The organism is Streptomyces sp. P17, from assembly GCF_032436805.1.
Taxonomy (GTDB): Bacteria; Actinomycetota; Actinomycetes; order Streptomycetales; family Streptomycetaceae; genus Streptomyces.
This window is the reverse complement of the sequence record NZ_JAVRBF010000023.1, coordinates 16,779-30,586: the sequence shown is the minus strand read 5'-3', so window position 1 is coordinate 30,586 and position 13,808 is coordinate 16,779. Positions and strand designations below refer to the sequence as shown.

The 13,808-nt window shown below is 69.5% G+C and carries 9 protein-coding genes; 4 read left to right on the top strand and 5 right to left on the bottom strand.

All coding sequences use genetic code 11. The features are described 5' to 3' along the window. Positions 1 to 35 precede the first annotated feature (35 nt). Complete coding sequence (locus tag RMT89_RS16790; protein ID WP_315884557.1) at positions 36 to 1,472, bottom strand: site-2 protease family protein; 1,437 nt, start codon at positions 1,470 to 1,472, stop codon at positions 36 to 38. Positions 1,473 to 1,629: 157 nt separating this feature from the next. Here RMT89_RS16790 and RMT89_RS16785 point away from each other — a divergent pair, with 157 nt between their 5' ends. Both RMT89_RS16785 and RMT89_RS16780 read left to right on the top strand, forming a co-directional pair. Next, complete coding sequence (locus RMT89_RS16785; RefSeq protein ID WP_399498273.1) at positions 1,630 to 2,721, top strand: RecB family exonuclease; 1,092 nt, start codon at positions 1,630 to 1,632, stop codon at positions 2,719 to 2,721. Positions 2,722 to 2,735: 14 nt separating this feature from the next. Further along, a complete protein-coding gene (locus tag RMT89_RS16780; RefSeq protein WP_004002520.1) occupies positions 2,736 to 3,407 on the top strand; it encodes a response regulator transcription factor in 672 nt (223 codons plus the stop codon). Between the two features lie 62 nt (positions 3,408 to 3,469). Here RMT89_RS16780 and RMT89_RS16775 read toward each other — a convergent pair whose 3' ends face one another. The 4 genes from RMT89_RS16775 to metH all read right to left on the bottom strand — a co-directional run bounded on the left by RMT89_RS16775 (position 3,470) and on the right by metH (position 11,564). After that, complete coding sequence (locus RMT89_RS16775; protein WP_315884556.1) at positions 3,470 to 5,056, bottom strand: ABC transporter substrate-binding protein; 1,587 nt, start codon at positions 5,054 to 5,056, stop codon at positions 3,470 to 3,472. Positions 5,057 to 5,125: 69 nt separating this feature from the next. Beyond that, on the bottom strand, positions 5,126 to 6,730 hold the full coding sequence (locus RMT89_RS16770) for an ABC transporter substrate-binding protein (RefSeq protein WP_315884555.1): 1,605 nt from the start codon (positions 6,728 to 6,730) through the stop codon (positions 5,126 to 5,128). Between the two features lie 444 nt (positions 6,731 to 7,174). Continuing rightward, a complete protein-coding gene (locus RMT89_RS16765; protein ID WP_315884554.1) occupies positions 7,175 to 7,876 on the bottom strand; it encodes an HAD family phosphatase in 702 nt (233 codons plus the stop codon). A gap of 172 nt (positions 7,877 to 8,048) precedes the next feature. Beyond that, on the bottom strand, positions 8,049 to 11,564 hold the full coding sequence (gene metH, locus RMT89_RS16760; RefSeq protein WP_315884553.1) for a methionine synthase: 3,516 nt from the start codon (positions 11,562 to 11,564) through the stop codon (positions 8,049 to 8,051). Between the two features lie 304 nt (positions 11,565 to 11,868). On the opposite strand from metH, the gene RMT89_RS16755 reads away from it, so the two are divergent. Together RMT89_RS16755 and RMT89_RS16750 are read left to right on the top strand one after the other, a co-directional pair. Further along, complete coding sequence (locus tag RMT89_RS16755; protein WP_315884552.1) at positions 11,869 to 12,633, top strand: IclR family transcriptional regulator; 765 nt, start codon at positions 11,869 to 11,871, stop codon at positions 12,631 to 12,633. Positions 12,634 to 12,970: 337 nt separating this feature from the next. Next, positions 12,971 to 13,771 carry an MIP/aquaporin family protein gene (locus tag RMT89_RS16750; RefSeq protein ID WP_315884551.1) on the top strand — a complete coding sequence of 267 codons (801 nt, stop codon included), beginning with the start codon at positions 12,971 to 12,973 and terminating at the stop codon, positions 13,769 to 13,771. The last annotated feature ends 37 nt before the right edge of the window (positions 13,772 to 13,808 follow it).

Sequence of the window (13,808 nt, the reverse complement as noted above, 5' to 3'; positions counted from 1 at the left end):
AACAGCCTACCGGGGTTTACGGGGGCCGCCGACCATCAGGAGGGCCTGGCCATGGCCTTCACGAAGGCGCGCTCCACGTCCGCGGCGGACAGGACGCCGTAGATCTCGCCGGTCTCCTCGACGACCAGGTACTCGGTGGCCGGGGTCGCGCGGAGGGCTTCCAGGAGCTCCTCCCCCGAGAGTTCCGCGGAGACCCGCATGCCCTCGGTGAGATCCGCCGCCAGGCCACTGACGGCGACCCAGGGGCGGCGGTGTTCCGGTACGCCGACGATGGCCGCCTCGCGGACGAGGGAGAGCGGGGTGCCGTCGGCGTCGACGACGACCAGGGCGCGGGCGCCGGCGGCATTGGCGCGGCGCAGGGCCTCGGAGAGGGGGGTGTCGCCCTCCACGGGGACCGCGCGGCGGGTGAGGGTGCGGGCGTGCAGTTCGGGCAGGTGCTCGCGCAGGCGGGCCATGCGGAGGCTGTTTCCGGCGCCGGTCCAGATGATCGCGGCGAGGATCGCGGCCAGCAGGGCGTCCATGACGGTGTCCATGCCGACGTTGTCCTCGGCGTTGGACCCGAGGGCTCCGGACTGGGTGAGCAGCGGGAGTCCGATGAGCACGGAGACGGCGAGCGCGCGGCCGACCCAGGCGGCGGCGATGGTGCCGCTCATCGGCTTGCCGGTGATCTTCCAGACGACGGCGCGGAGCATACGGCCGCCGTCGAGGGGGAGGCCGGGCAGGAGGTTGAAGGCGGCCACGATGAGGTTGGAGATCATCAGGCCGGCCAGCAGCACGCCGGGGACGGTGCCGGGCTCCACGGACTGCATGGCGCCGTAGAAGACGCCCGCGAGGACGAGGGAGAGCAGCGGGCCGACGAAGGCCAGGACGAATTCGCGGCCCGGGGTGTCGGACTCCTTCTCGATCTCGGAGACGCCGCCGAAGAACTGGAGCTGGATGCGGCGGACCGGGAGTTTGAAGCGGAGGGCGGCGACGGTGTGAGCGAGTTCGTGGACGAGGACGGAGGCGTAGAAGGCGACCGCGAAGAAGAGGGAGACGAGATAGCGGGCGGCGCCGAGTTCGGGCAGGACCCGGTCGAGCTGGCCGCCGAACACCCAGGTGATCAGCGCGGCGACGAGGAACCAGCTGGGAGCGACATACACGGGCACGCCGAAGGGGCGGCCCATCAGGAGTCCGCCGCGGGGCGCCGGGGGCTTGGGGGGTTTGCCGGCTCCGGAGTGGGCGAGGGTGCGGTCGCCCGCGGTGGGGGGGTGCTCGCCGGGGGCCGGGGGGCCGGCGGCTGTCTGCCGGGACGTGTCGGCGTCGGCGGGCTTGTCCTCGTCCTCGCGGGGTGTCTCGTCCTCGGGGGTCGGGGGCGGGTCCGAGGGCTCGGGGGGTGCGGGGTCCGCGGGCGGGGTGGTCGGTGTTGCGTGGTGGCTGGCCGGCTCCTCGGTGCCGGACCGCGGCTGCCCGCTCCCGCCGCTCTCGTCCACGGTGTCCCCTCGTTCGAAGCGTCTTCCGCGCCTGCCGGGCGGAAGGGTCTCGGGTCGATGGTATGCGTCCGTCGCGACGCGTTCCGCCCCGGCACCCCCTGTGTTTGCCCGACGTCGGCGGGGTGACTGTCAGTGGCGGGCCGTAAGGTCTGTGGGCATGGAGACGAGCACGGAGGACGTGGAGCCGTCGGTGGCGGGCGAGGCCACGACGACGGCACAGGCACAGGACGTGGCGGCAGTGGAGCGGGCCGTGCCCACCGCCATACCGCCCGCCTCGCTGTCCCCCTCGCGTGCCGGTGACTTCATGCAGTGCCCGTTGCTGTACCGGTTCCGGGTCATCGACCGGCTGCCGGAGAAGCCCAGTGAGGCGGCGACCCGGGGCACCCTGGTGCACGCCGTGCTGGAGCGCCTCTTCGACGCCCCGGCCGCCGAGCGGACCGCCCCTCGCGCCAAGTCACTGATCCCGGGCCAGTGGGACCGGCTGCGCGAGTCCCGGCCGGAGATCCAGGAGCTGTTCGCCCAGGATCCGGAGGGTGAGCGGCTCGCGCGCTGGCTCGGTGAGGCCGAGCAGCTCGTCGAGCGGTGGTTCTCGCTGGAGGACCCGACCCGTCTTGAGCCTGCCGAGCGCGAGCTGTTCGTCGAGGCCGAGCTGGAGTCCGGGCTGCGGCTGCGCGGGATCATCGACCGGGTCGATGTCGCGCCCACCGGCGAGGTGCGGATCGTCGACTACAAGACGGGCAAGGCGCCCCGGCCCGAGTACGCCGAGGGCGCGCTGTTCCAGATGAAGTTCTACGCCCTGGTGGTCTGGCGGCTGAAGAACGTCGTGCCGCGCCGGCTCCAGCTCGTCTATCTCGGCAGCGGCGACGTCCTGACGTACGACCCCGTGCTCGCCGATCTGGAGCGGGTCGAGCGCAAGCTGCTGGCGCTGTGGGAGGCGATCCGCACGGCGACCGAGACGGGCGACTGGCGGCCCAGGCCCACCAAGCTGTGCGGCTGGTGCGACCACCAGGAGCACTGCCCGGAATTCGGCGGCACTCCCCCGCCCTATCCGCTGCCGGTCAGGGGGGCCGACGGGGGTTCGGCCGGGGGTCCGGGGGTTGTCCCCCGGGAAGCACAGCCGCTGCCGGTCAGGGGGGCCGACGGGGGTTCGGCCGGGGGCCCGGGGGTTGTCCCCCGGGAAGCACAGCCGCTGCCGGTCAGGGCGCCCGAGTCGGCCGAGGGTGCGCAGGGCAGAATGGGGCCGGACTAGCGAAGGAGACTTACGTGGCCATCCGCGTCCTACTGGTCGACGACCAGCCGCTGCTGCGCACCGGATTCCGGATGATCCTGGAAGCCGAGCAGGACATCGCGGTCGTGGGCGAGGCCGGAGACGGCCTCCAGGCACTCGACCAGGTGCGGGCCCTGCAGCCCGATGTGGTTCTGATGGACATCCGCATGCCGCGGATGGACGGCGTGGAGGCGACCCGGCAGATCACCGGGCCCGGGCGGGACGGCCCGGCGAAGGTGCTCGTGCTGACCACCTTCGACCTCGACGAGTACGTGGTGGAGGCGCTCAAGGCGGGCGCCAGCGGCTTCCTGCTGAAGGACGCCCCCGCCAACGAGCTCGTTCAGGCCATTCGCGTGGTGGCCGCCGGGGAGGCGATGCTGGCGCCCAGCATCACGCGCCGGTTGCTGGACAAGTACGCCACGCATCTGCCGTCCGGCGAGGAGCCCGTCCCGGACACCCTGCACACCCTCACCGACCGCGAGGTGGAGGTGCTGAAGCTGGTGGCGCGCGGACTGTCCAACGCGGAGATCGCCGCCGACCTGTTCGTCAGCGAGACCACCGTCAAGACGCATGTCGGGCATGTGCTCACCAAGCTGGGGCTGCGCGACCGTGTGCAGGCCGCGGTGTACGCGTACGAGAGCGGTCTTGTGCGTCCCGGCGCGCAGTAGGGACACACGAGAGGGCGCCCGCTTCCGGAGCAGGAAGCGGGCGCCCTTTGGCATACGTCGGCTCAGCCCTTGCTGAGCTCCCAGAACCGGAACACCGTGGAGGCGTCGAGGCAGTACTCCAGGCCGTACACGCCGTCGCGGACGACCGCGTACTGCTTGGCCTGCCAGATGGGCAGGATCGGGAGTTCCTCGGCCACGATGTCCTGAAGCCGGCCGTAGTCGTCGTCCGTCGCGGTGCGGTCGCTCTGTGCGGCCGTACGCGGGATCAGCGTGCCGGTGATGGAGTCGTTGCTGTAGTTGTTGTCCAGCACGTTGCCCTTGCCGAAGAAGGGCGAGGTGAAGTTGTCGGCGTCCGGGTAGTCCGGGATCCAGCCCTTCACGTACACGCCGTACTTGCCGGCGGCGATGTCCTGCTCGTACTGGTCGTACTCGACGGACTTCACGTCGGCGTCGAACAGGCCGCTGGCGTTGAGCTGCCCGGCGATGGCCTTGAGTTCCTGGTCGGTTGCCGGGCCGTAGCGCGACGGGGTCGACCAGAGCGTCAGCTTGACCTTGCCGGTGATGCCGTCAGCCTGCAGGGCCGCCGCGGCCTTCGCCTTGGAGGGGCGGGCGCCGTAGGTGTCGAAGAAGGCCGTGTTGTGGCCGCCGATGCCCGCCGGGATGATCGAGTACAGCGGGGTGGCGGTGCCCTGGTAGACGTCCTCGATGAGGGCTTCGCGGTCGAGCAGATAGGCCATGGCCTTGCGGACCCCGAGCTTTCCGGCCACCGGGTCGTCCATGTTGAACACGAGGTGCTGGACCTCGGCGCCGGTGCCGTCGACGACCTCCGCGCCCGAGCTGGAGCTGTCGTCGGCCTTCTCGATCTCGGCGATGTCCGCGGCGCTGAGACCTCGGTAGGCGATGTCGATCTGCTCGTCGCGCAGCGCGGTCTTCAGGGCGGTACGGTCGCCGCGGAAGAACTTCATGGTGACGCCGGAGTTCTTGACCTCGGCGTTGCCCTTGTAGTTCTCGTTGACCGAGAAGACGGCCTCGTCCTCGCCGAAGGAGTCCAGTTTGTAGGGGCCGGAGCCGACGGCCTCGCCGTCCTCGCGCAGTCCGTCCGCGTCGTACTGACGGCGGTCGACGATGGATCCGGCACCGGAGGCGATCTTGCTCGGGAAGGTGGCGTCCGGGGTGTTCAGCCGGAAGACGACCGTCTTCTCGTCCGGGGCCTCGACCTTGTCGAGCATCGGGAACATGATCGCCGGACCGGCGTCGTCGTTGATCTTCAGCATGCGGTCGAAGGAGAACTTGACGTCCTTCGAGGTGAGGGAGTCACCGTTGCTGAACTTGAGGTCGTCCTTCAGCGTGCACTTGTAGACCTTGGTCTGGGTGTCCGTGAAGGCGCACGACTCGGCGGCGTCCGGCTCGGGGTCGGTGCCGCCCTTGGGGAAGCTGAGCAGGGACTGGAAGACGTTGTTGAACAGCAGCCACGAGCCCGGGTCGTAGCCGGACGCCGGGTCGGTGGCGAGGACGTCGTCGGACATCCCTATCACCACGGAGGAGCTGTCGCTCGCGGAGTCGCCGGTCTCCGTGCCGCAGCCGGTCAGCAGGCCGGAGGCCAGCCCCGCCATCACGGGCAGGACCGGCCACTGGTTGCGCATGTTCACGTGCAGGTGCCTTGTCGTCGTTTCGGAAATCGCGGGGCCGCCGTCCCGCGGCCCCGGGCACGGGAGACGTCAGCCGCTCACGCCACGGCCGAGCTCCCACAGCTGAAGGGTGGAGGACGAGTTGAGCGCGTACGCGGTGCCCGTGACGTCGTCGCGGGCGGCGACGTACTGCTTGCCCTGCCACAGCGGGATCACGGGGACGTCCTCGGCGACGATGTCCTGGATTTCCGTCAGACTGCCGACCGCCGACTGCCGGTCGGCCTCGCGACGGGACTCCGGGATGAGGGAGTTGCGGATCTCGCTGTTCGCGTACGGCGAGCCGAGGAAGTTGTCCTTGTCGAGGAACGGCGCGATGTAGTTGTCGGCGTCCGGGAAGTCCGGGAACCAGCCCATGCCGTAGACCTCGTACTCGCCCTTCTGCTCGGCGGGGCGGAAGGTCTCCCAGGGGGTGCCCTCGATCTTGACGTCGAACAGGCCGCTGGAGTTGAGCTGTTCCTTCAACAGCTCGAACTCCTTCTTGGTGGCCGCGCCGTAGTGGTCGGTGGTGTACTGCAGGGTCAGCGACACCGGGGTGCTGACGTTCGCCTTGGCGAGCAGCGCCTTGGCCTTGGCGGTGCTGGGCTCGCCGTACTTGTTGAAGAACGCGTTGGAGTGGCCGGTGAGGCTGGCCGGGACCAGCGAGTACAGCGGCTCGGCCTGGGTGCCGTAGACCTTGCTGACCAGTTCGCCGCGGTCGACGACCTGGGCCATCGCCTGGCGGACCGCCTTGCTCTCGACGGCCGGGGCGTCGGTGTTGAAGGCGAGGTAGCGGATCTCAAGGCCGGACATCTCGACCAGGTCGACCTCGCTGTCGGAGGCCGTGGAGAGCCGCTGGATCTGCTCGGGCGACATGGTGCGGCTCATGAGGTGGATGTCGCCCCGCTCGATGGCGCTGCTCATGGCGTCCGCGTCGGCGAAGGAGCGCAGCTCGACCTCGTCGTTGTTCACCTTCAGCGTGCCCTGGTAGGACGGGTTCTTGGTGAAGACGGCCTTGACCAGCTTGCCGTCCTGCTCCTCGCCCTTGAAGGTGTACGGGCCGGAGCCGTCCACCTGGAAACCGTCACGGAGCTTGCCGGCTTCGTAGTCGTCGGGGTTGACGATGCCCGCGACCGGCGTGGACAGCTTGTACGGGAAGGTGGCGTCGGCGGTGTTGAGATGGAAGATGACCTCGCGCTCGCCCTTGGTCTCGACGGTGTCCACGGTGGACAGCAGGGCGGACACCCCGCTGTCGGCCTTGAGCTTGAGGGCGCGGTCGATGGAGTACTTCACATCGGCCGCGGTGACGGCGTCGCCGTTGGCGAACTTCAGGCCCTCGCGCAGGGTGCAGGCGTAGCGCTCGTTGCCGGTGTCGGTGAAGCCGCAGCGCTCGGCCGCCTCGGGCACCGGCTCGCCCTCGCCGCGCGGCTGGATCATCAGCGTCTGCACGGTCTGGCGCAGGATGTTCCAGGTGCCGACGTCGTAGGCGTACGCCGGGTCAAGCGGCGCGGGTGCCTCACTCGTGGCGGTGAACTCGTCCGTGGTACCGACGACGATCGCGTCCCCACCGCCGCTGCCGCTGTCCGATCCGCCGCAGGCGGCGAGGACCGGGGCGAGCAGACCGATGACGGCCGGCAGCACCAAAGTCTTGCGGTTCATGCTCGAGTTTCTCCAGAGCTGTCACGTCCGTGTATCCGGCATGCAGGGGTGTCGCGGCGGATCACGGGGGTAAAGGGCGAGGTTCTCGCGATGAGATTAGTCGGCGTCCCGAGGACGCTTCGCGGTCACCGGAGTTGAGGCCCCATCACGCAGCGAAATCGGGCGTGGACACAACGAAAAACCGACAGCGGAAGGATTCGTGCAGCATCTCCCCAATCGGGACACAAGGGCACGCCGATGCCGCCCGAAAGGGGGTGAACAGCACACGGGGTGCGGCCTGTCGAGACCGCCCGGGGTGGGGAACGTCACACCCGCAAGGAGGTGGGGTGCTGGCGGAATTCGGCCATCCGGTGGGCTCGAATTCCTTGGTCCGTGGGGCCGTTCCCGGTTCGCAACCGCCCCGCTGGAATTTCCTTGTATCGCGGTTGCACGCTCGGTGAACGGCTAGCGCTTTTCCGTCATCAGACCGCGCAGAAATGCCAGATCCACCTCTTCGAGCGAGCCGACGACGGTACGCCGGTGGGCCGGGGCGATGGAGGAGACCGAGGGGACCACCACCACCTGGCAGCCGGCCGCCTCCGCCGCCGCGACACCGGTCGCGGTGTCCTCGACGACCGCGCATCTGGCCGGATCCACTCCGAGCCCGGCCGCGGCGGTGAGGTACGGGTCGGGGTGCGGCTTGGTGCGCGGCACCTCGTCACCGGCCACCGTCAGCGCGAAGTGCTGCGGGCCGAGCGAGGTGAGGACCCGGTCGATGATGCGCCGGTGCGAGGCGGAGACCAGGGCCGTGGGGATCTCGTGCGCGGCCAGTTCGGCCAGCAGCCGGGCGGCGCCCGGCATCAGCGGCAGGGCGCGTCCGATGCGCTCCTCGAAGCCCTGGTTGAGGAGCAGCGTGAGCTCGGCGAGGGTGATGTCGGCGCCGGTGGCCTCGATCAGGAACCCCGCGCTGCGGCTCATGGGACCGCCGACCACGACATGGCGCCAGGAGTCGTCGAGGGTGTGGCCGAGGCCGGCGAAGATCTCGACCTCCACGTCCCACCAGAATCCCTCGGTGTCCACGAGGGTGCCGTCCATGTCCAGGAGCACGGCTTGCAGGGCTGAGCCTTCGGCCGTACGGGTTCCGAGCGCGGGGACCGTGGTGGTCATCCTGGCGCACCTCCTTGAGGGACGATCAGGCCGGTTCCCACATGGGGAACCGGCCTGCAGTGGACCGACCAGTGTACGTCGTGCGTCGCTGCGATGCCCTGTTTAACCGACGTGGCCCGGGGCACACCGGAGTCACGGTCGAGGGCGCCTCAGAAACCGGGGTGGCCCGGCCTCAGCGTGCGTTGAAGTACTTCGCCTCCGGGTGGTGGATCACGATGGCGTCCGTGGACTGCTCGGGGTGCAGCTGGAACTCCTCGGAGAGGTGCACGCCGATGCGCTCCGGCTGGAGCAGCTCGGCGATCTTGGCGCGGTCCTCCAGGTCGGGGCAGGCGCCGTAGCCCAGCGAGAAGCGGGCGCCCCGGTACTTCAGGGCGAACATGTCCTCGATGTCGTTCGGGTCCTCGCCCGCGAAGCCCAGCTCCGAACGGACGCGCGCGTGCCAGTACTCGGCGAGGGCCTCGGCCAACTGCACGGACAGACCGTGCAGTTCGAGGTAGTCACGGTAGGAGTTGGACTCGAAGAGCTTCGCCGTCTCCTCCCCGATGCGGGAGCCGACGGTGACGACCTGGAGGCCGACGACATCGGTCTCGCCCGACTCCTCAGGGCGGAAGAAGTCGGCCAGGCACAGCCTGCGTCCGCGGCGCTGGCGCGGGAAGGTGAAGCGGGTGCGCTCGTTGCCCTGGTCGTCCAGGATGATCAGGTCGTCGTCCTTGGACACACAGGGGAAGTAGCCGTAGACGACGGCCGCTTCGAGGAGGTTCTCGGTCTGCAGCTTGTCCAGCAGTCCGCGCAGCCGGGGACGGCCCTCGGTCTCGACGAGCTCCTCGTAGGTCGGGCCGTCGCCGGTGCGGGCCTGCTTGAGGCCCCACTGCCCCTTGAACAGCGCGCCCTCGTCCAGCCAGGAGGCGTACTCCTTGAGCTGGATGCCCTTGATGACACGGGTGTCCCAGAAGGGCGGGGTGGGCACGGGGTTGTCGGTGGCGACGTCGGAGCGGACGTGCCCCTCCTCGGGACGCTCCTCGACCACCGCCTGGGCGGTGGCCCTGACCCGGCGCTGCTTGAGCTCGGGCAGCTTCGCGCCGGGCACGCCCCGCTTGACGCCGATGAGGGCGTCCATCAGGCGCAGCCCCTCGAACGCGTCACGGGCGTACCGGACTTCGCCCTCGTACAGCTCGTGCAGATCCTGCTCGACGTAGGCCCGTGTCAGCGCGGCGCCGCCGAGGATGACGGGGTAGTCGGCCGCCATGCCACGGGAGTTGAGCTCCTCCAGGTTCTCCTTCATGATCACCGTGGACTTGACCAGGAGCCCGGACATGCCGATGACATCGGCCTTGTGCTCCTCGGCGGCGTCCAGGATCGCGGAGACCGGCTGCTTGATGCCGAGGTTGACGACGTTGTAGCCGTTGTTGGACAGGATGATGTCGACGAGGTTCTTGCCGATGTCGTGCACGTCGCCGCGGACGGTCGCCAGCACGATGGTGCCCTTGCCCTCGGCGTCGGACTTCTCCATGTGCGGTTCGAGATGGGCGACCGCGGCCTTCATGACCTCGGCGGACTGGAGCACGAACGGCAGCTGCATCTGGCCGGAGCCGAAGAGCTCGCCGACGACCTTCATACCGTCCAGCAGCGTCTCGTTGACGATGTCGAGGGCCTTGCGGGTCTCCAGGGCCTCGTCGAGGTCGGCCTCCAGGCCGTTGCGCTCGCCGTCGATGATGCGGCGCTTGAGGCGCTCCTCCAGCGGCAGCGCGGCCAGTTCCTCGGCCCGGCCCGCCTTGAGGGACTTGGTGGTGGCCCCCTCGAACAGGGCCATCAGCTTCTGGAGCGGGTCGTAGCCCTCGGCGCGACGGTCGTGGATGAGGTCGAGGGCCGTCTGCACCTCCTCCTCGGTGAACCGGGCGATCGGCAGGATCTTCGACGCGTGCACGATCGCCGAGTCCAGGCCCGCCTTGACGCACTCGTCGAGGAAGACGGAGTTGAGCAGAACGCGGGCGGCCGGGTTCAGGCCGAAGGAGATGTTCGACAGGCCCAGCGTGGTCTGTACGTCCGGGTGGCGGCGCTTGAGTTCGCGGATCGCCTCGATGGTGGCGATGCCGTCCCCGCGGGACTCCTCCTGGCCGGTGCAGATGGTGAAGGTCAGGGTGTCGATGAGGATGTCCGACTCGTGGATGCCCCAGTTGCCGGTGAGGTCGTCGATGAGCCGTTCGGCGATCTCGACCTTCTTCTCGGGGGTGCGGGCCTGGCCCTCCTCGTCGATGGTCAGCGCGATCAGCGCGGCGCCGTGCTCCTTGGCGAGCTCGGTGACCTTCGCGAAGCGGGACTCGGGGCCGTCGCCGTCCTCGTAGTTGACGGAGTTGATGACCGCGCGGCCGCCCAGCTTCTCCAGGCCGGCCTTGATGACGTCGACCTCGGTGGAGTCCAGGACGATCGGCAGGGTGGAGGCGGTGGCGAAGCGGCCGGCCAGCTCCTCCATGTCGGCGACGCCGTCACGGCCGACGTAGTCGACGCACAGGTCGAGCATGTGCGCGCCCTCGCGGATCTGCTCGCGGGCCATCTCCACACAGTCGTCCCAGTGGCCCTCCAGCATGGCCTCACGGAACTTCTTGGAGCCGTTGGCGTTGGTCCGTTCTCCGATCGCGAGGTAGGAGGTGTCCTGGCGGAACGGGACCGTCTGGTAGAGCGAGGCGGCGCCCGGCTCGGGGCGCGGGTCACGCTCGCCGGGCGTGAGGGTGCGGGCGCGCTCGACGACCTGGCGCAGATGCTCGGGCGTGGTGCCGCAGCAGCCGCCGATGAGGCTGAGGCCGTAGTCCAGGACGAAGTTCTCCTGGGCGTCCGCAAGGCCCTCCGGGTCCAGCGGGAAGTGCGCGCCGTCCTTGGTGAGGATCGGCAGGCCCGCGTTCGGCATGCACAGCAGCGGGATACGGGAGTGCCGGGTGAGGTAGCGCAGGTGCTCGCTCATCTCGGCGGGGCCGGTCGAGCAGTTCAGGCCGATCATGTCGATGCCGAGCGGCTCCAGCGCGGTGAGCGCGGCGCCGATCTCGGAGCCGAGCAGCATGGTGCCGGTGGTCTCGAAGGCCATGGAGACCAGCAGGGGCACCTCGGCGCCGGTCGCCTCCATGGCGCGGCGGGCGCCCAGCACGGAGGCCTTGGTCTGCAGGAGGTCCTGGGTGGTCTCCACGATCAGGGCATCGGCGCCGCCGGCCAGCAGGCCCTCGGCGTTCGCCTGGTAGCCGTCACGGATCGTGGCGTAGCCGACGTGACCGAGTGTCGGCAGCTTGGTACCGGGGCCGACCGAGCCCAGCACCCAGCGGGTACGGCCGTCCCGGGCGGCGTACTCGTCGGCCACCTCACGGGCGATCCGGGCGCCCGCCTCGGACAGCTCGTGCACCCGGTCGGCGATCTCGTACTCGGCCGCGGCCGTGTGGTTGGCACCGAAGGTGTTGGTCTCGACGCAGTCGACGCCCACCGCGAAGTACGCGTCATGGACGGAGCGGACGATGTCGGGCCGGGTCAGGTTCAGGATCTCGTTGCAGCCCTCAAGGTCCTCGAAGTCCTCAAGGGTGGGGTCCTGGGCCTGGAGCATGGTGCCCATGGCTCCGTCGGCTACCACCACTCGGGTGGCGAGCGCCTCGCGGAGGGCGGACACACGGGTCCGGCTGTCGGCGGAAGGGGTCTGTGGCAACGAGGCCATGAAGGGGCTCCCTGAGGTGCGACGGCTGTCGGCTTTGCGCCCTTGCGGTCGGTTCCGCGGTGGGCGCACGCCGCCAGCGTAACCGGGACCCGGACCTGATGGTCAGGGCGTCCACGGGACGGACGAGGATGACGGGCGGGTCGCGTACGGGATACGAGTGACGCAACAGATCACTGCGGACCATTGGCGGTTGGTCGGCATGGACCGGTAGTGTTCGACATTGCCGAACAACGGCAGCTGTGCCGAACGACGGTAGCGACATCGTCGAGGTCGGCGGTCGAAGGGGACGGAGGGCAGGACGGCGATGGCACGGAACATCCAGTCGCTCGAACGGGCGGCCGCGATGCTGCGACTGCTCGCGGGCGGCGAGCGTCGGCTCGGCCTGTCGGACATCGCCTCCTCGCTGGGGCTTGCCAAGGGCACCGCACACGGCATCCTGCGCACCCTCCAGCAGGAGGGGTTCGTCGAACAGGACGAGGCCTCCGGGCGCTACCAGCTGGGCGCGGAGCTGCTGCGCCTGGGCACGACCTATCTGGACGTGCACGAGCTGCGGGCCCGCGCCCTGGTGTGGACCGACGATCTGGCCCGCTCCAGCGGCGAGAGCGTCTATCTGGGCGTCCTGCACCAGCAGGGCGTGCTGATCGTGCACCACGTCTTCCGCCCCGACGACAGCCGGCAAGTGCTGGAGATCGGGGCCATGCAGCCCCTGCACTCCACGGCTCTGGGCAAGGTGCTGTCGGCGTACGACCCGGTCGCGCACAGCGAGGCCCTTGAGGCCGACCGCAAGGCCTTCACCGACCGCACCGTGTGCGAGCTGGAGGCGTTCGAGCACATCCTCGACGTCACGCGCGCGCGTGGCTATGCGGCCGACGTGGAGGAGACCTGGGAGGGTGTCGCCTCCCTGGCCGCCCCGATCCACGACCGGCGGCGGATGCCGGTCGGCGCGGTCGGGATCACGGGCGCCGTGGAACGGCTGTGCCAGGACGGCGAAGTACGCCCCGACGTCATCGCCGCGGTACGGGACTGTGCCCGCGCGGTGTCGCGGGATCTGGGCGCCGGGCGCTTCTGAACAACAGGCTGACGATCACCGGAGCGCCGTACGGCGTTCCGGACTTCGCCATACCCTGTAACGGACAAATGGGGATCTTCGTCTCAACATCCCCGCCGCACATAGATAGCTCATGACGATCAATAACGATCGCGCTTTCGATAACAGAACCCTTGACGCGTGCGTAACGCCGGAGCGAGACTCCCGTCCATCGGTCGGCATTGTCGAACACCTACCGGCAATACGCGCTAGAGTGTGACAACGCCAAGGGCCGGTATTGCTCTCACCCCCGAGGGCGCGAACCACCGGTGGGACCCGGGGTTCGGCTTCCCCTGGACGAAGGACAAAGGAGTCGCGGGTGTCCAGCTCCGACATCTTCATCGGCGAGACCATCGGTACCGCCATACTCATCCTGCTCGGCGGCGGCGTCTGCGCCGCTGTCACCCTGAAGGCCTCCAAGGCCCGTAACGCCGGCTGGCTCGCCATCACCTTCGGGTGGGGCTTCGCAGTGCTCACGGCGGTCTACACCTCGGCGCCCCTGTCCGGCGCTCACCTGAACCCGGCCGTGACCCTCGCGCTCGCGATCAAGGACGACGGCATCCCGTGGAGCGACGTCCCGACCTACGTGGCCGGACAGATGGTCGGCGCCATGGTCGGCGCGGCCCTGGTCTGGGTCACCTACTACGGCCAGTTCCACGCCCACCTGACCGACAAGGAGATCGTCGGCGGTCCGGGCGCCCAGGCCACCACCGCCAAGGCGGTCGAGGCCCAGGAGAAGGGCGCGGGCCCGGTGCTCGGCGTCTTCTCCACCGGTCCGGAGATCCGGGTCGCCTGGCAGAACGTGGCCACCGAGGTCATCGGCACGATCGTGCTGGTGCTGGCCGTCCTCACGCAGGGCCTGAACGCGGCCGGTGACGGCCTCGGCATCCTGGGCGGTCTGATCACCGCACTCGTGGTGGTCTCGATCGGTCTGTCCCTGGGCGGTCCGACCGGTTACGCGATCAACCCGGCCCGTGACCTCGGCCCGAGAATCGTGCACGCCCTGCTGCCCCTGCCCAACAAGGGCGGTTCCGACTGGGGCTACGCCTGGGTCCCGGTGGTCGGCCCGCTGGTCGGCGCGGCGATCGCTGCAGGCATCTACAACGTTGCTTTCGTTTAGAGCACAGGTAGACACGTCCCCTTAACTCTCGGAACCT